Below are 15,711 nucleotides of genomic sequence, written 5' to 3'. Positions count from 1 at the left end.
TGGGGGGCTGAATAGTTACCCCAACAGGGCGGCAGCTCCCAAGCCGGGCTGGCCGCCCCATTCCATTCTTATGACCGGTTATTTCCTGACTATACTGGAGGGCGCGGCGCTGACGGTGGCGGTATCGCTGGCCTCGCTGCTGCTGGCCATCCTGCTCGGGCTGGCCGGCGCCAGCGCCAAGCTCTCCGGCCGCAAGCCGCTGGTCGCCGCCGCCACGCTCTACACCACGCTGGTGCGCGGCATTCCCGAGCTCGTGCTGATGCTGCTGATCTTCTACGGCGGCACGATAGGCCTCAACAATCTGATGGAAGCGCTGGGCAGCGAGCAAACGCTGGACATCGATCCGTTTGCCGCCGGCGTGATCACGATCGGCTTCATCTACGGCGCCTACATGACCGAGACCTTCCGCGGCGCCATCCTGGCCGTGCCCAAGGGCCAGATGGAGGCCGCCTGGGCCTTCGGCATGGGGCCGCTGCGCACCTTCTGGCGCATCACGCTGCCGCAGATGATCCGCTACGCCCTGCCCGGCTTCACCAACAACTGGCTGGTGCTGATCAAGGCGACCGCGCTGGTCAGCCTGATCGGGCTGCAGGACATGACCTACCGCGCCAAGCAGGCCAGCGCCGCCACCCGCGAGCCCTTCACCTTCCTGCTGTTCGCCGCCGGCCTGTTCCTGCTCTACACCTGGGTCTCGCTGTGGGTGTTGCGCCGGGTCGAGGCGCGCTACAGCCTGGGCACGAAACGGGGGCAGCTGTGAACTGGGACGTGATACTGGACCCCGCGACGCTGCAGCTCTATGGCGAGGGCCTGCTGGTCACGCTGCAGCTGCTGATCGAGCTGCTGGCGATCGGCGGCGTGCTTGCGCTGCTGATGGCGCTGGCGCTGACCAGCCGCCAGGCCTGGCTGCGCGCACTGGTCGGCGGCTACACCTTCTGCATCCGCGGCACGCCGCTGCTGCTGCAGGTCTACCTGATCTACTACGGCCTGGCCCAGGTCGAGTGGATACAGCAGCGCTGGGACGAGATCTGGCCCTGGACCTATTTCAAGGAGCCGTTCTTCTGCGCGCTGCTGGCGTTCGCGCTCAACAACGCGGGCTACACCGCCGAGATGCTGGCCGGCGCGATCCGCGAGACCCCGGCCGGCGAGATCGAGGCCGCGCAGGCGATGGGCATGAGCCGCTGGGCCGTGCTGCGCCGCATCGTGCTGCCCAGCGCCATGCGCCGCACCCTGCCGGCCTACAGCAACGAGGTGGTCATGATGCTGCACAGCACCAGCCTGGCCAGCACGGTGCCGGCGCTGGTCGACGTGACCGCGGCTGCCGGGCGCATCTACTCGGACTTCTACCTGCCGTTCGAGGCCTATCTGGCCGCGGCCGCGATCTACCTCTGCATCAGCTTTGCGCTGGTGGGACTGTTCAAGCTGGCCGAGGGCCGCTACCTGGCCTACCTGGCACCGCGCAAGCACTGATTCGACGATATTGAACATGAACGCACCCGCCTACAAGTTACAGGCTGAAAACATCCACAAGCGCTACGGCCAGCACGAGGTGCTCAAGGGCGTGTCGCTGGCCGCGCGCGCCGGCGACGTGATCAGCATCATCGGCAGCTCGGGCTCGGGCAAGAGCACCTTCCTGCGCTGCATCAACCTGCTGGAAAAGCCGCAGCAGGGCCGCATCATCGTCGCGGGCGAGGAGCTGCTGCTCAAGCCCGGTCGCCACAACGGCGAGCTCGAGCCGGTCGATCCGGCCCAGCTGCAGCGGCTGCGCACCCGGCTTGCGATGGTGTTCCAGAACTTCAACCTCTGGGCCCACATGACGGTGCTCGAGAACATCATCGAGGCGCCGGTCCATGTGCTGAAGGTGCCGAAGGAACAAGCCATCGCGACCGCGCGCAAGTACCTCGAGATCGTCGGCCTGAAAGGGGTCGAGGACCGCTATCCGGCACACATGAGCGGCGGCCAGCAGCAGCGGGTGGCGATCGCGCGCGCGCTGGCGGTCGAGCCCGAGGTGATGCTGTTCGACGAGCCGACCAGCGCGCTCGACCCCGAACTCGTCAACGAGGTGCTGCGCGTGATGAAGCTGCTCGCCACCGAGCACCGCACCATGGTGGTGGTCACGCACGAGATGGGATTTGCGCGCGAGGTCTCGAGCCACCTGATCTTCCTGCACCAGGGCCTGATCGAGGAACAGGGCAATCCGCGCGAGATCCTGGCCAGCCCGAAGAGCGAGCGGCTGGCGCAGTTCCTGTCGGGCAACCTCAAGTGACGCTGGCCTGAGCCAGGCCGGCCGGGGCTGACGCGGCCGGCGCTAGCTCACGACGGCCGAGTCGCTGCGGCTATTGCCCCGGTTGTCGCGCCAGGACAGCGTGATCCGGTCACCCGGCCGGGCGCCCCGCAGCTCGAAGCGCAGGACGGGGTTCCTCGCCACCCAGGGTCCCCACTCGGCCGCGAGGACGGTGGCGCCGTTGTGGGTGGCACTTATCTGCTCGATGAAATGGGCCGGCACCAAGCTGCCGCTGTCGTCCTGGCGCTGGCCGGACTCCATCGCGTGGCTGACCAGCGCGCGCACCACGACGCGGTCGCCCAGTTGCTGGGCACGGATGCGGATAGGCGCGGGGCCATCCGGGCCGGGCTCGGCAAGCGGTGCTGAGGCACCAGCGCCACAAGCGCCCTTGACCACCAGTATCGACTTGCGGGCGAAACAGGCCTGGCCGTCGGCCAGCAGCGCGAGCGCGTAGACCTCGGACGATTCGACCAGCTTGGCCTGCAGGCTGAAGTCGGGCGCGACGCCCTGGCCCGGCCGGAAGCCGGCGATCAGCGCGCTGGGATTGTGGTCGGCCAGCAGCAGCAACTGGCGCACGCCGGCCAGCGCCGTGCCTATGCCCAGGGGCACCGAGGCACCGTCCTCGGCCACGTCGGGCCCGCTCAGGCGCAGCAGCGGGCTCTCGACCGGGTCACGACCGCCCAGCGCCGCCAGCAGCTCAGGAAAACGCCTGGCCTCGAAGGTGCTGGACGGCCCGGCGCGGCCAAGCGTCGGCCACAGCCCGGTCAAGGCCAGCAAGCCGCTGGCGATGGCGCTGCGCCGCCTGATGAGGGGTCGGGTGGGCAGCGTGTGCATGGCGTCATCCGTAGCAGGCGTCAGGCCAGGCTGTCGGCCCAGATGCCATTCGCCCAGGCCAGCGCCTGGCGGCCCTCGAGCGCGCTGGGCCGCTCCGACAGGCCGCCCGCGCCCGGCACGGGCAGCATGGTGGCGCGAGCGGCGTCATAGCGATGGACGCTGGCCACATGCATGGCCTGCTGCGCATCGACGAAGCTGTAGCAGGTGTTGTTGTAATGCGGCAGCGGATTGGGTACATCGCCCGACAACAGGGCCAACACCGCCGCCGCGCAGGCCTTGCCATGCTGGTTCGCCATATGGGCCGATTTGGGCATGGCGGGCGCGGCCTGCAGCGCGTCGCCCAGCACATGGACCCGCTCGACGGCCTTGGATTCGAAGCTCAGGAAGTCGACCTCGCACCAGCGCTGCTGCGCCGTCGCCAGCCCGGCGTCGAGCGCGATGTCGCCCGCGCGCATCGGCGGGATCAGGTTCAGCACATCGGCACGCACATCCTCGTGGAAGTCGAGCTTGAAGCTCTGCTGCGCCAGGTCGACATCGACCACCCGGTGGCCGGGACGGTATTCGACCAGGCCGGGATAGCGTTCGGCCCAGGCCTGGCGGAACAGCGCGCCCTTGGAGGTCAGGTCGGGATTGGCGTCCAGCACCAGCAGCTTGCTGCGCGGCTTGTGGCGGCGCAGGTAGTGCGCCACCAGGCAGGCGCGCTCGTAGGGGCCGGGCGGACAGCGGTAGGGTGCGGGCGGGATGCTGATCGCGAACACGCCGCCGTCGGGCATGGCCTGCAGCTGGCGACGCAACGCGACGGTCTGCGCACCGGCCTTCCAGGCATGCGGCACCGCCTGCTGCGCGCCGGGCCGGTTCATGCCGGGCATTTCGCTGTAATCGAAGCTGACCCCGGGCGCGACGATCAGGCGGTCGTAGGGCAGCTCGGTGCCGCCGGCCAGGCGCACCCGGCGCCGCTGCGGGTCGATGCCGGTTGCGCGCTCCCTGGCCCAGTTCACGCCATGGCGGCTGACCAGCTGCGCGTAGTCGAGCGTGAGGTCGGACAGCTCGCGCTCGTCCGCGAGCACCAGGTTCGAGAGCGGGCAGGACAGGAAGCGCGGCTGCGGCTCGACCAGGGTGACCGCGACGCGCTGCTGCGACCACAGGCGCAGGTACTTGGCCGCCGTGGCGCCCGCGAAGCCGCCGCCGATGACGACGACCCGGGCCGGTTCGCGCTGGATGGACTGGGCCCGGGCGGGCAGCAAGCCGGCAGCGGCGCCGACGCCCAGGCCGGCTTGCAGGAAGCTGCGGCGCTGCATCATGGCTGCTTCAGGCCGTCGAAATAGGCCGCGATGGCGCGCAGCTGCTCGTCATCGTAGCCGCGGGCGAGCTGCTGCATCACGCTGGCGGGGCGGCGACCGGACTTGAAGTCGAGCAGGACCGCGGCCATGGCTTCGCGCCCGGCACCGGCCAGCGGGGGCATGATCGGGTCGGCTTGGCCCGGGCTGGTTTGGAAGGCCAGGGACGACTGGGATGCCTGGGGCGCCTGGAAGGCATGGCAGGCAGTGCAGCCCGCGGCCCAGCTACGGACCTGCAGCGGATCGTAGGGCTGGGCAATAGCCGTCCCGGCAATGGCCAGCAGGGCAATCAGGAAGTTGGACTTGCGCATGGCGTCCTCTGCGGATGCGCAGTCATGTCGCCTGTCCGCTCAGTTGCAGGAAGGCCGTCTCCAGGTCGGCAGCGCCGGTGCGCGCCAGGCAGGCCGGGATGTCGCCATCGAAGCGCAGCTGGCCGCGATGCAGCACCAGCACCCGATCGGCCTGCGCCACCTCGTCGACCAGGTGCGTGGTCCACAGCGCGGCCACGCCATGCTGGCGGCACAGATCGACCACGGCCTGGGTCAGCTGGCGGCGCGAGACCGGGTCGAGGCCGACGGTGGCCTCGTCCATCAACAGCAGCCGGGGCCGGTGCAGCATGGCGCGCGCGAGCTCGACCTTGCGCCGGTTGCCGCCCGAGAGCGCGCGCACCGGACGGGATGCATCGTCCGCCAGCCCGACCGCCGCCAGTCCCTCGGCGATGCGGCTCAAGGCGAGTGGGCGCGGCAGGCCGTGCAGGTCGGTGTGGAACAGCAGGTTGGCGCGCACCGACAGGTCGAGGTCGAGCGCGAACTGCTGGAACACCACGCCCAGGCTGGCGAGCGCGCGCGGCGCAGCGCTGCGCATGTCGTGGCCGAGCACGCGGATGCTGCCCTGGTCGGCCACGAACAGGCCGGTCAGCAGCTGCATCAGGGTCGACTTGCCGGCGCCGTTGGGGCCCAGCAGCGCGACCATCTCGCCGGAGCGGATCTCGAGGTCGACGCCGTCGAGCGCGGTCTTGTCGCCGTAGCGCTTGACCAGGCCGGCGACTTCGAGCACGGCCGCGCTCATGCCTCGCTCCTCGGGCGCGGCTGGCGATCGGCCAGCAGCTGCAGACGTTCGAGCAGGCGGCGCTCGCGTTCGACCGTCTCGGCCAGCGCGCGGCGGTAGTCGGCCGGGCCGAGGTAGGCCGCCTCCTGGTCGTAGCGCGCGAGCTCGGCCAGGTGGCGCGGCGTGAACAAGGCTTGGCGGAAGGCCTGGTGCAGGATCTCGAGCGCGGCCGGCGGCGTCGCGGCCGGCGCGGCCAGGCCCCAGGGCGAGTGATGCACCGCGTGGCGAAAACCCAGCTCGCGCATGGTCGGCACCGCGGGCCAGCGCTGGCTGCGGCGCTCGCCGAACAGCGCCAGCAGCCTGAGCTTGCCCTGCTCGACCCAGGGCGCGAAGCCGGTCGAGTTCATGCCGGCCATGATGGCGCCGCCCGCCAGCGCCAGCATCTGGTCGGTCGTGCCCTTGTAGGGCACATGGGTGTAGCGGATGCCATGGTCGAGCAGCAGTTCCTCCATCGCCAGGTGCGGCGTCGAGCCGATGCCGGTCGAGCCCAGCAGCAGCTCGCCCGGATGGGCAGAAGCCCAGTCGAGCAGGTCGCCGATCGTTTTCCAGGGACTGGCCGCCGGCACCAGCAGGCCGAAGGTGGTGCCCGAGACCTGCAGGATGGGCGCCAGGTCGCTGACCGGGTTCCAGGCGACCCGGTTCATCAGCGCATGGCGGAATACCGTGACGGGCAGCTGGCCTATGGTGTGGCCGTCCGGCTGCGCGGCCTTGAGCAGCGGCGCGACCATGGTGCCGGCCGCGCCGGGACGGTTGGCGACGATGACCGGCTGGCCCAGGCGGGCCGCGGCCTCCTCGGCCAGCACCCGCACCGACAGGTCGGTGCCGCCGCCAGGCGGCCAGGGCACGATCAGCGTGACCGGCTTGTACGGCCAGGCCGGTGCGTCGGGCTGGCGCAAGTCCGCGCGGGCCTGGCCGAGACCGAAGCCGGAGCCAGCAGTGGCCAGACCCAGCAATCGCTGCAGCGCGGCACGGCGTGGCAAGGCCGCGCCAGGCCCCGCCCTGGTCGCGGCATCGGGTTCGCTGGCAGCGCGGGTGTCGCGGCTTGTCGGTGGTGTCATGGGCGCCTGGTCTCCTGCTCGATACGGCACAGCTGCAGCAAGTCGCGTGCCGGCAGGGATTGCTCCAAAGTGCAACAAGCCGAGGCGGGAAACTGTTGCAAGGGCCGGCACAGGCCATGGCACGTTGCTTGCTGGATGAAACGCACAACAGCACTCGGCCTGGCACGAGAGCGACAAAGACAGGAGACAAGGAAAATGACCCCATCCCGCCTTCGATTCGGATCACGACCCGGGCCGCAGCCCGACCTGCACCGCCTGGTCCGGACATCGGCCAGCCAGTGGCTGCCGCGCCTGACCGCAGCCTCGCTGCTGCTGCTCGGCGCGCTCGGCAGCGCCAGCGCGCAGTCGGTCTATGTCTCGAGCGAGAAAGACCACAAGGTCAACCTGTTCGACGCCGGCGGCAAGCTGCAGTCCAGCATCGAGGTCTGCCAGCGACCGCGCGACATGAAGGCCAGCGCCGACGGCCGCCGGATCCATGTCGTCTGCGGCGACAGCAACCAGATCGGCGTCATCGACCGCGCGGCCGGCAAGATGGTCGACCGGATCCCGGTCGCCGACAGCCCCGAGATCATGGCGCTGAGCCCGGACGGCAAGACGGCCTATGTCTCGATCGAGGACGAGAGCGTGCTGGCGGCCTACGACATCGCGAGCCAGAAGACGCTGTTCAAGATCAAGACTGGTGGCGAGCCCGAGGGCGTGCTGGTGACGCCCGACGGCAAGACCGCCTATGTGACGTCCGAGGATGCCAACGTCGTGCATGTGATCGACCTGGCAGCGAAGAAGGTCATCAAGGACATCAAAGCCGGACAGCGGCCGCGCCGCTTCGCGCTGTCGCCCGATGGCAAGGAGCTGTGGGTCAGCAACGAGCTCAGCACCAGCGTCAGCATCATCGACACCGCCAGCCGCAGCGTCAAGGCGACGCTGAAGTTCGCGCTCGATGGCATGCGCGCGAGCGACATCACGCCGGTCGGCATCCTGCTCACGCGCGACGGCCGCACTGCCTGGGTCAGCCTGGGACGCGCCAACCATGTGGCCGAGGTCGATGTCGCCAGCCGCAAGGTCAGGCGCACGGTGCTGGCAGGCAAGCGCGCCTGGGGCCTGGCACTGAGCCCGGACGAGTCCACCCTCTACGTCACCAACGGCCTGTCGGACGACATGACGCTGATCGACACCCGATCGGGCAAGGCGATCCGCACCGTGCCGGCCGGCCGCGTGCCGCACACGCCGCTGGTGCTGCCCTGATTCCCCCCGCAGGCACTGTGCCGATGGAGAAGAAGATGCGCACGATGGACCCTGAGATGGACGAGCCGGGCCCGCGCCGCGCCTGGCTGGGCAGCGCCGCTGGCCTGCTGGCCGCGCTGGCCCTGCCACGGCTGGCGACGGCGGCCGGCAAGGCAGCGCCGGCCAGGCCGGGGGCTGGAACTGGATCTGGCAGCGCGACGGTCGCGCTGATCGGGCTCGCCGACGATCCGCGCCACGCCCCGCGGCGGCTGGAACGCGCCTACCCGGGCCAGCCGGGCGGCCGGCTGCTCGACGCGGTGCAGCTCGCGCTGGCGGACTCCGAGGTCGGCTTGCGCGCTGCCGGCAAGACGCTGCAGCTGCGCGACGTCCTGCTGCCCGACCTCGCCGCGCTGCCGGCGGCGCTGGCCCAGCTCAGAAAGGAAGGCGTCGCCTACTGGCTGCTCGACCTGCCGCCGGCCGCGGTGACGCAGGCAGTCAGGGCAGCGGGCGACGCCGCGCTGCTGTTCAACCTGAGCGCGCCCCAGGACAGCCTGCGCGGGGCCGACTGCGGCGCCCAGCTGCTGCACAGCCTGCCGAGCCAGGCCATGCTGCAGGATGCGCTGGCGCAATACCTCGCCGCCCGCTCCTGGCGCAAGGCCTGGGTGCTGCACGGCCCCGGCCCCGAGGACGCGCAGCTGCTGCAGGCCTGGCAGCGCGCGGCCAGCCGCTACGGCATCAAGAACATCGGCGTCAAGGCGTTCAAGCTCTCGGGCGACCCGCGCGAGCGCGACCTGGCCAATACCCGGCTGCTGACCTCGGACCGCGAGCATGACGTGGTCGTCGTGCTCGATGCGGATGGCGAGTTCGCGCGCACCCTGCCCTATGCCACTCAGCAGCCGCGCCCGGTGGTCGGCAGCAACGGCCTGAGCGCGCTGGCCTGGCACCCGCACTGGGAGCGCAACGGCGGCCCGCAGGTCTCCCGGCGTTTCCGCAAACTGGCTGGCCGCGCCATGACCAGCCAGGACTGGTCAGCCTGGATCGCGCTGCGCTCGATCGCCGCCGTGCTCGGCGAGCTGCCCAAGGCGGGCGTGGTCGAGCAGGCGCGCGCGCTGCGCGGCGGATCGGTGTATGTCGACGGCGCCAAGGGGCCGCGCCTGTCCTACCGCGCCTGGGACGGGCAGCTGCGCCAGCCGGTCTTCCTGGCGCATGGCGACGGCGTGATCGGCGTAGCGCCCATCGACGGCGTGCTGCATCCGCTCGAGCAGCTCGACACGCTCGGCGTCGACCGCCAGGAAAGTGCCTGCAAGGCCGCGCCATGAGCGCCAACCCGGAACTCCCGCCCATGACGCCAGCCCCCAGCCACCAGGTCCACCTGCTGCGCGCCGCACGCGCCATCGTCGGCCGCGAGGTCGGCAAGTTCCTGCGCCAGCCGGCCAGGCTGGCCTCGGCGCTGGTGCGGCCGCTGCTCTGGCTGATCGTGTTCGCCGCCGGCTTCCACAATGTGTTCGGCGTCGCGATCATCCCGCCCTACGAGACCTACATCGAGTACAAGGTCTACATGGTGCCGGGCCTGCTCGGGATGATCGCGCTGTTCAACGGCATGCAGAGCTCGCTCTCCTTGGTCTACGACCGCGAGATGGGCATGATGCGGCTGCTGCTGACCGCGCCGCTGCCGCGCGGCTGGCTGCTGGCGTTCAAGCTGCTCGCCGGCAGCGCGCTGTCCTTGCTGCAGATGCTGGTGTTCCTGCTGATCGCTGGCCTGCTCGGTGTCGAGTTCAAGCCGCTGCAGCTGCTCGCCACGCTGCCGGTGCTGCTGCTGGCCGCGGCGCTGCTGGCCGCGCTCGGGCTGATGCTGTCGGTCCATGTGCGCCAGCTCGAGAACTTCGCCGGCGCGATGAACTTCGTGATCTTCCCGATGTTCTTCATCAGCCCGGCGCTGTATCCGCTCTGGAAGCTCGAGGAAGCCGGTGCCCAGACCCTGCACCTGCTCGCGCTTGTCAACCCCTTCAGCCACGCGGTCGAGGCGATCCGCTTCGCGCTCTGCGGCCAGGTCAACGGCGTCAGCCTGCTGGTGCTGGCAGGCGGCACGGCGCTGTGCTTCGTGCTCGCGCTGCGCGGCTACGACCCGCAGCGCGGCTGGATGCGCCAGCGCGGCGCGAACTAGAACCAGGACACTGGAGACGAGATGACCCCGCCTGACCTGCTCCCATACCGGCTTGATCCTGCCCGGCCTGATCCGGGCCGGCCCGGCCTGTCGCGTCGCAGCTGCCTGCTCGGCGGCCTGGCGACGCTGCTCCATGGCCTGCCGGCATCGGTGCGCGCCGCGATCGACCACAGCGGCGGCGACCCGCTCGAATCGATGCAATGGCCGCTGCTGCGACGCAAGTTCATCGGCGGCGAGAAGATGCAGTTCAGCGACGCCGTGCTGGTCAAGGGTCCGCCGATGGCCGACGACGCGATGAACGTGCCGCTGATGGTGGACGCGCGCGGCCTGCTCGGGCCAGGCCAGGAGGTCGAGCGCATCGTGATCGTCGCCGACCGCAACCCGGTGCAGCATGTCGCGACCTTCCTGCCGCGCAAGGCGCAACCGATGCTCGCGCTGCGCTTCCGGCTCGAGCAGGCCTCGCCGGTGCGCGCGCTGGTCAGGACCAGCAACGGGCAATGGCATGTCGGCCAGACCTGGATCAATGCCGCTGGGGGCGGCTGCACGGTGCCGGGCGCCAGCCGCAGCGACGGCAGCTGGTCGCGCACGCTCAACCAGGTGCAGGCGCGACTGTTTCCCGACCTGCTCGAGGGCCACGGCGCGCGGCTGCGGCTGCAGGTGATGCACCCGATGGACACCGGACTGGTCGCCGGCATTCCGGCCTTCCACCTCGAGGCGCTCGAGCTGCGCGACAGCGCCCAGCAGAGCTGGCTGCGCATCGAGCTGCACGAGCCGGTGTCGGAAAACCCGCTGCTGACCTTCGAGTTCAAGCAGCACCCGCCCCCGCTGACCCTGACCGGGCAGGACAACAACGGCAACCGCATCGAGCAGGAGCTGAAAAGATGAAGACCGGCTGCAACACCCTCCCGGCCTGCTGCCGGGTCCTGTGCTGCCTGGCGGCGCTGCAGGCCCCGTTTGATGCGGCGCTGGCGCAGGACCGGCCAGCCGGCCAGCCAGCCGCTGGCGTCGATGCCGTCAGGCTCGACTACCGGCTGGCGCCACGCCAGATCGCCGCCGAGACCTGGGTCATCGAGGGCGCGGTCGACGACTTCTCGCGCGACAACGGCTGCAACATCATCAACACCGGCTTCATCGCGACGGCCGCGGGCACGCTGGTCATCAACACGGGGCCGTCCCGGCTCTATGGCGAGCAGCAGCGCGCCGCGATCCAGCGCCAGGCAGCGCCAGCCGTGACACAGGTGATCAACCTCAACCTGCACCCGGACTACTTCCTTGGCAACCAGGCCTGGCAGGATCTTCCCGTCGCCGCGCTGGCGGGAACGATAGCCGGCCAGCGCGCCGAGGGCAAGGCCTACGAGGACAACCTGTTCCGCCTCTGCGGCGACTGGATGAAGGGCAGCGAGCACCGGCCCGCGACGCAGGAAATCCGGCCGGGCAAGCGCGAGCTCGGCGGCCACCGCCTCGAGCTGCTGCACCTGTCGGGCCACACGGCCGACGACCTGGTGCTGCTCGACCACGACAGCGGCGTGCTGTTCGCGGGCGGACTGGTGTTCGCCGACCGGGTGCCGACCACGCCGCACGCCGACCTCGGGCGCTGGCTCGAGAGCCTGGAGCGGATCGAGCAGCTGGTGCGTGCGCACGGCATCAAGACCCTGGTGCCCAGCCATGGGCCGGTCTCGCGCGGGCTGGCGGGCATCGCCCAGACGCGCGACTGGCTGCAGTGGCTGCAGGCCACGCTGCATGAGAGCGCCGAGCGCGGCCTCGACCTGTCCGAGGTGATCCGGCTGCCGGTGCCGGCACGCTTCGCATTCTGGGCCGCACAGCCGGCCGAATTCATCCGCAGCGTGCACCAGCTCTACCCCGCCTACGAGCGGCAGGCCCTGCGCGGCCAGACTGTCACGGCACAGTGATGCAAAGTTGAACACTGTGACAGCACGCAAACTGTCCCATTCAGCCAAAAAACCTCCTGCAGGCGCTGGCATGTGAATTGCCTTGAAAGAAGCGACTCGTCGCCGAGCCGGCCCTGGTGCCCAGGCGTGCAACGAGTTGCTATCCCTCAAGCAACCACCAAGAGCAGGAGACTGAACGTGAAAAGAAAACTACTGAGCCTTCTGGTGCTGGCCGCCGCCGCGCAGGCCGGCGCCCAGGTCACCGACGAGATGATCGCCAAGGACGCCGCGACGCCCGACAACGTGCTGAGCTGGGGCCTGGGCACCCAAGGCCAGCGCTTCTCGCCCTTGACCGACATCAATGCCAAGACGATCAAGCGCCTGGCCCCGGTCTGGTCGATGTCGTTCGGCGGCGAGAAGCAGCGCGGCCAGCAGTCGCAGCCGCTGGTGCATGACGGCATCATGTACGTGACCGCCTCCTACTCGCGCATCTTCGCGCTCGACGTCAAGACCGGCAAGAAGCTCTGGAAATACGAGCACCGCCTGCCCGAGGGCATCATGCCCTGCTGCGACGTGATCAACCGCGGCGCCGCGCTCTACGACGAGCTGGTGATCTTCGGCACGCTCGACGCGCAGCTGGTGGCGCTCAACCGCAAGACCGGCAAGGTCGCCTGGCGCCAGAAGATCGACGACTACGCGGCCGGCTACAGCTACACCGCCGCGCCGCTGATCGCCGAGGGCCTGCTGCTGACCGGCGTCTCGGGCGGCGAGTTCGGCGTCGTCGGCCGGGTCGAGGCACGCGATCCCAAGACCGGCAAGCTGGTCTGGTCGCGCCCCACCGTCGAAGGCCACATGGGCTACAAGGACGGCCAGGAAAACGGCATCACCGGCACCACCAACGCGAGCTGGCCCGGCGAGACCTGGAAGACCGGCGGCGCGGCGACCTGGCTCGGTGGCACCTACGACGCCAGCACCGGCCTGGCCTACTTCGGCACCGGCAACCCGGGTCCGTGGAACAGCCATGTGCGCAAGGGCGACAACCTGTACTCGGCCTCGACGGTCGCGATCGACGTCAAGACCGGCCAGATCAAGTGGCATTACCAGAACACGCCCAACGACGGCTGGGACTTCGACGGCGTCAACGAGTTCGTGACCTTCGACCTGGACGGCAAGCGCGTCGGCGGCAAGGCCGACCGCAACGGCTATTTCTACGTCAACGACGCCAGCACCGGCAAGCTGCTCAACGCCTTCCCCTTCGTCACCAAGACCACCTGGGCCAACGGCATCAACCTCGAGACCGGCCGCCCGAACTTCACGGCCGATGGCCGCCCGGGCGACCCGACCGCCGCTGCGGCTGGCGAAACCAAGGGCAAGTCGGTCTTCGCGGCGCCGGGCTTCCTGGGCGGCAAGAACCAGATGCCGATGGCCTACAGCCCCAAGACCGGCCTGTTCTACGTGCCGTCCAACGAATGGGGCATGGAGATCTGGAACGAGCCGATCACCTACAAGAAGGGCGCGGCCTACCTGGGCGCGGGCTTCACGATCAAGCCGCTGTACGACGACTACATCGGCTCGCTGCGCGCGGTCAACCCCAAGACCGGCAAGATCGAGTGGGAAGTCAAGAACGAGGCGCCGCTGTGGGGCGGCGTGCTGACCACCGCGGGCGACCTGGTGTTCTGGGGCACGCCGGAAGGCTACCTCAAGGCCGCCGACGCCAAGACCGGCAAGGTGGTCTGGCAGTTCCAGACCGGCTCAGGGATAGTCGCACCTCCCATCACCTGGAAACAGGACGGCGAGCAGTACGTCACGGTCGTTTCGGGCTGGGGCGGCGCGGTGCCGCTGTGGGGCGGTGAAGTGGCCAAGAAGGTCAACTTCCTCGAGCAGGGCGGCTCGGTCTGGACCTTCAAGCTGATGAAGTGATCGCCATGCGGCACCCGGGCCAGGTCACGGCCCTGGCGGGTGCCGCGCATGAAATGGCACCGGCAGCAGGCCGGTGCCCGCAAGACTAGGAGACAAGATATGTTCAAGCACCACAGCCGCCTGGCTCTGGGATCGATGCTGCTGCTGTGCGCCGGCATCGCACAGGCCACGCCGGACCAGTCCACCTTCATCCCCGTGATGCAGGCCAACGGCTGCACCTCCTGCCACTCGGTCAACGAGAAGGTGGTGGGCCCCTCCTTCCAGAGCGTCGCGGCCAAGTATGCCGGCGACAAGGACGCCGCGGCCTCGCTGATGCAGAGCATCCAGAACGGCTCGCGCGGCAAATGGGGCCGCGTGCCGATGCCGCCACACGCCAACCTGTCGCAGGCCGAGCTCAAGGAGATCGCGACCTGGGTGCTGGCACAAAAGCCCTGATCTGACTGAACAACTCGATCAAAAGCCGGGCTGAAGCTTTCAGCCCGGCTTTTGATGTTTCAAGACCCTGTCAGATCAGAAGAAGAAGATGCCGCCGACAGATACGCTGTCCTGCCTGGCCGAATTGCCATTGAATGCCTTGGACTGGGTCTGACCCAATTCGCCCACCAGGGTCAGGTTCTTGGTCAGATTGTAGTACAGGCCAGCCGTCACGTTTTGGTTGGATTGCAGGGCATTGCCCGCGCCATCGTCGTTCTTGCTCTTGCCCCAGCCCAGGCCGAGCTTGACGCGATCGGTGGCTTGGTAGGTGGCTTGCAGGAAGGTGCTGGTGGTGGTGTTGCTGCCCTGGTCGCCATCGGACAGGATGCCCAGGCCCTTGCCGGATTGCACCGTGCCGACCACGCCGAACGGACCCGAGTTGGCCGAGGCACCCAGCTCAAGCGCACTCATGGTGAAGCCCGGTGCCGCCGCCACAGTAGCGCTGGCGGCGCGTGGATCAAACTTCTGCGACTTGGCGCCGGCCCAGGCCTTGAAGCCCTGGCCGGCGTAGCTGGCGCGGGCCTGGAATTGCGGGGAATCCGATGCCGTGTTGGCGGCATCGACCGGGCTCATCACGCCGACATCGAGCGTCACGCCCGACAGGCTGGGGCTAGTGTAGGCGATCTGGCCATAGGTGCCCGGATAGACCATGCCCGCTCCCAGGTGACCGAGGGACACGCGACCGTTCTGCGTGGCCTTGGTAGCGGCGCCGACCCCGAGCAGGGTCATGTCGCTCAGCACCGGAGACAGGCCGAACAGGCCGTAGTCGCGACCGAGCTTGACACTGCCCATGTCGGCGTTGCCGAAGGTCACGAAGGCATGGCGCACGTCCACCACGCTGTTCTGGCCGATGGCGCTGTTGGTGGCGGTCGCCACGCCCATGCCGATGGTGGCGCCGATGTCATAGCCTTCCTGCCTGGTCTTGGCTCCCACGTTCAGCATGGACGGCAGCAGGCCGTTGCCGATCACGGTGCTGGAATCCTTGCCGCCGCACGCCAATGCCGCATCCCCCAGTGCCGTGCCGGTGACGGTGCCTGCCGGCTGGTTGCAGCTGGACTGGGTATGGAAGGCGTTGATGTTGCCACCGACCGTGACCGTCCAGTCACCGGCCTGGAGGTCGACCGCATGGGCGGCCGGCAGCGCGGCAATGGCCAGTGCGAGGGCAGAGAGTTGGTTTTTCATGGGGGATATCTCCAAATATAGGTTTTACTGTGCCGACAAGAATCGGCAATATCCCATCAGCAATCCCCATGCCAATGCAATTGATCAGAAAACCAATAGGATTTCAGCCAGGACAAGCCGAAATTGACACATCGGAAAAAGGAATGTTCAAAACCGGAACGCCCTGATTCAATTCAGCACAACCCCAAAAAACAAAAAACCGCACCTGATTGAATGGGTGCGGCTTTAACAGGCCGTTGAAAAA

General features: G+C 68.9%; 16 protein-coding genes. 10 read left to right on the top strand and 6 right to left on the bottom strand.

Going from position 1 to position 15,711, the window contains the following annotated elements; genetic code table 11:
• Window positions 1-70: 70 nt before the first annotated feature.
• The 3 genes from C6P64_RS02465 to C6P64_RS02455 are packed head-to-tail and all read left to right on the top strand — an operon-like array spanning window position 71 to window position 2,263.
• Window positions 71-757, top strand: coding sequence for an ABC transporter permease (locus tag C6P64_RS02465; RefSeq protein ID WP_105747010.1), 687 nt, complete (start codon window positions 71-73; stop codon window positions 755-757).
• A complete protein-coding gene (locus C6P64_RS02460) occupies window positions 754-1,467 on the top strand; it encodes an ABC transporter permease (protein ID WP_105747009.1) in 714 nt (237 codons plus the stop codon). Before C6P64_RS02465 ends, C6P64_RS02460 begins: the two co-directional genes overlap by 4 nt.
• Window positions 1,468-1,483: 16 nt before the next feature.
• A complete protein-coding gene (locus C6P64_RS02455; protein WP_211296782.1) occupies window positions 1,484-2,263 on the top strand; it encodes an ABC transporter ATP-binding protein in 780 nt (259 codons plus the stop codon).
• Window positions 2,264-2,305: 42 nt separating this feature from the next.
• Here the strand turns inward: C6P64_RS02455 and soxZ are convergent, their stop codons facing one another.
• The 5 genes from soxZ to C6P64_RS02430 are packed head-to-tail and all read right to left on the bottom strand — an operon-like array spanning window position 2,306 to window position 6,617.
• Window positions 2,306-3,115, bottom strand: a complete 810-nt coding sequence (soxZ, locus tag C6P64_RS18755; RefSeq protein ID WP_105747007.1) for a thiosulfate oxidation carrier complex protein SoxZ — start codon at window positions 3,113-3,115, stop codon at window positions 2,306-2,308.
• A 20-nt stretch (window positions 3,116-3,135) separates the two neighbouring features.
• Window positions 3,136-4,413, bottom strand: a complete 1,278-nt coding sequence (locus tag C6P64_RS02445) for an NAD(P)/FAD-dependent oxidoreductase (RefSeq protein WP_105747006.1) — start codon at window positions 4,411-4,413, stop codon at window positions 3,136-3,138.
• On the bottom strand, window positions 4,413-4,763 hold the full coding sequence (locus C6P64_RS02440) for a c-type cytochrome (protein ID WP_105747005.1): 351 nt from the start codon (window positions 4,761-4,763) through the stop codon (window positions 4,413-4,415). Before C6P64_RS02440 ends, C6P64_RS02445 begins: the two co-directional genes overlap by 1 nt.
• A 22-nt stretch (window positions 4,764-4,785) precedes the next feature.
• Window positions 4,786-5,520: an ABC transporter ATP-binding protein gene (locus C6P64_RS02435; RefSeq protein ID WP_105747004.1), complete on the bottom strand. Its 735-nt coding sequence runs from the start codon at window positions 5,518-5,520 to the stop codon at window positions 4,786-4,788.
• Entirely contained in the window at window positions 5,517-6,617 is a 1,101-nt protein-coding gene (locus C6P64_RS02430) for a tripartite tricarboxylate transporter substrate binding protein (protein WP_105747003.1), read from the bottom strand. Before C6P64_RS02430 ends, C6P64_RS02435 begins: the two co-directional genes overlap by 4 nt.
• A gap of 195 nt (window positions 6,618-6,812) precedes the next feature.
• Here C6P64_RS02430 and C6P64_RS02425 point away from each other — a divergent pair, with 195 nt between their 5' ends.
• From C6P64_RS02425 to C6P64_RS02395, 7 genes are all read left to right on the top strand, one after another.
• A complete protein-coding gene (locus C6P64_RS02425) occupies window positions 6,813-7,859 on the top strand; it encodes a PQQ-dependent catabolism-associated beta-propeller protein (RefSeq protein ID WP_105747002.1) in 1,047 nt (348 codons plus the stop codon).
• A gap of 35 nt (window positions 7,860-7,894) precedes the next feature.
• On the top strand, window positions 7,895-9,157 hold the full coding sequence (locus C6P64_RS02420) for a type 1 periplasmic-binding domain-containing protein (protein ID WP_245911598.1): 1,263 nt from the start codon (window positions 7,895-7,897) through the stop codon (window positions 9,155-9,157).
• Entirely contained in the window at window positions 9,154-10,002 is an 849-nt protein-coding gene (locus tag C6P64_RS02415) for an ABC transporter permease (RefSeq protein WP_245911597.1), read from the top strand. The genes C6P64_RS02420 and C6P64_RS02415 overlap by 4 nt, the downstream gene beginning before the upstream one ends.
• Before the next feature lie 21 nt (window positions 10,003-10,023).
• A complete protein-coding gene (locus tag C6P64_RS02410) occupies window positions 10,024-10,887 on the top strand; it encodes a quinoprotein dehydrogenase-associated SoxYZ-like carrier (protein ID WP_105747001.1) in 864 nt (287 codons plus the stop codon).
• The gene (locus C6P64_RS02405; RefSeq protein WP_105747000.1) at window positions 10,884-11,912 is read left to right on the top strand and encodes a quinoprotein relay system zinc metallohydrolase 1; all 1,029 of its coding nucleotides are present in this window, start codon (window positions 10,884-10,886) and stop codon (window positions 11,910-11,912) included. The genes C6P64_RS02410 and C6P64_RS02405 overlap by 4 nt, the downstream gene beginning before the upstream one ends.
• A 177-nt stretch (window positions 11,913-12,089) precedes the next feature.
• Window positions 12,090-13,811, top strand: a complete 1,722-nt coding sequence (locus C6P64_RS02400; RefSeq protein ID WP_281257932.1) for a PQQ-dependent methanol/ethanol family dehydrogenase — start codon at window positions 12,090-12,092, stop codon at window positions 13,809-13,811.
• A gap of 99 nt (window positions 13,812-13,910) precedes the next feature.
• Complete coding sequence (locus tag C6P64_RS02395; RefSeq protein ID WP_170073031.1) at window positions 13,911-14,246, top strand: c-type cytochrome; 336 nt, start codon at window positions 13,911-13,913, stop codon at window positions 14,244-14,246.
• A 75-nt stretch (window positions 14,247-14,321) separates the two neighbouring features.
• Here the strand turns inward: C6P64_RS02395 and C6P64_RS02390 are convergent, their stop codons facing one another.
• Window positions 14,322-15,467 (bottom strand): porin, encoded by a 1,146-nt coding sequence (locus C6P64_RS02390; RefSeq protein ID WP_105746998.1) that lies wholly within the window; start codon window positions 15,465-15,467, stop codon window positions 14,322-14,324.
• Between the last annotated feature and the right edge of the window lie 244 nt (window positions 15,468-15,711).

This window comes from Malikia granosa, from assembly GCF_002980595.1.
GTDB lineage: Bacteria > Pseudomonadota > Gammaproteobacteria > Burkholderiales > Burkholderiaceae_C > Malikia > Malikia granosa.
The sequence above is the reverse complement of the archived record's forward strand: the minus strand, read 5'-3'. Positions and strand labels throughout refer to the sequence as shown.

What these genes read in the sequence shown, in the direction of transcription:
- C6P64_RS02465 (WP_105747010.1), top strand. Translation starts at nt 71, where the DNA reads ATGACCGGTTATTTCCTGACTATACTGGAGGGCGCGGCGCTGACGGTG.
- C6P64_RS02405 (WP_105747000.1), top strand. Translation starts at nt 10,884, where the DNA reads ATGAAGACCGGCTGCAACACCCTCCCGGCCTGCTGCCGGGTCCTGTGC.
- C6P64_RS02410 (WP_105747001.1), top strand. Translation starts at nt 10,024, where the DNA reads ATGACCCCGCCTGACCTGCTCCCATACCGGCTTGATCCTGCCCGGCCT.
- C6P64_RS02420 (WP_245911598.1), top strand. Translation starts at nt 7,895, where the DNA reads ATGCGCACGATGGACCCTGAGATGGACGAGCCGGGCCCGCGCCGCGCC.
- C6P64_RS02445 (WP_105747006.1), bottom strand. Translation starts at nt 4,413, where the DNA reads ATGCAGCGCCGCAGCTTCCTGCAAGCCGGCCTGGGCGTCGGCGCCGCT.
- C6P64_RS02430 (WP_105747003.1), bottom strand. Translation starts at nt 6,617, where the DNA reads ATGACACCACCGACAAGCCGCGACACCCGCGCTGCCAGCGAACCCGAT.
- C6P64_RS02435 (WP_105747004.1), bottom strand. Translation starts at nt 5,520, where the DNA reads ATGAGCGCGGCCGTGCTCGAAGTCGCCGGCCTGGTCAAGCGCTACGGC.
- C6P64_RS02415 (WP_245911597.1), top strand. Translation starts at nt 9,154, where the DNA reads ATGAGCGCCAACCCGGAACTCCCGCCCATGACGCCAGCCCCCAGCCAC.
- soxZ (WP_105747007.1), bottom strand. Translation starts at nt 3,115, where the DNA reads ATGCACACGCTGCCCACCCGACCCCTCATCAGGCGGCGCAGCGCCATC.
- C6P64_RS02425 (WP_105747002.1), top strand. Translation starts at nt 6,813, where the DNA reads ATGACCCCATCCCGCCTTCGATTCGGATCACGACCCGGGCCGCAGCCC.
- C6P64_RS02395 (WP_170073031.1), top strand. Translation starts at nt 13,911, where the DNA reads ATGTTCAAGCACCACAGCCGCCTGGCTCTGGGATCGATGCTGCTGCTG.
- C6P64_RS02455 (WP_211296782.1), top strand. Translation starts at nt 1,484, where the DNA reads ATGAACGCACCCGCCTACAAGTTACAGGCTGAAAACATCCACAAGCGC.
- C6P64_RS02390 (WP_105746998.1), bottom strand. Translation starts at nt 15,467, where the DNA reads ATGAAAAACCAACTCTCTGCCCTCGCACTGGCCATTGCCGCGCTGCCG.
- C6P64_RS02440 (WP_105747005.1), bottom strand. Translation starts at nt 4,763, where the DNA reads ATGCGCAAGTCCAACTTCCTGATTGCCCTGCTGGCCATTGCCGGGACG.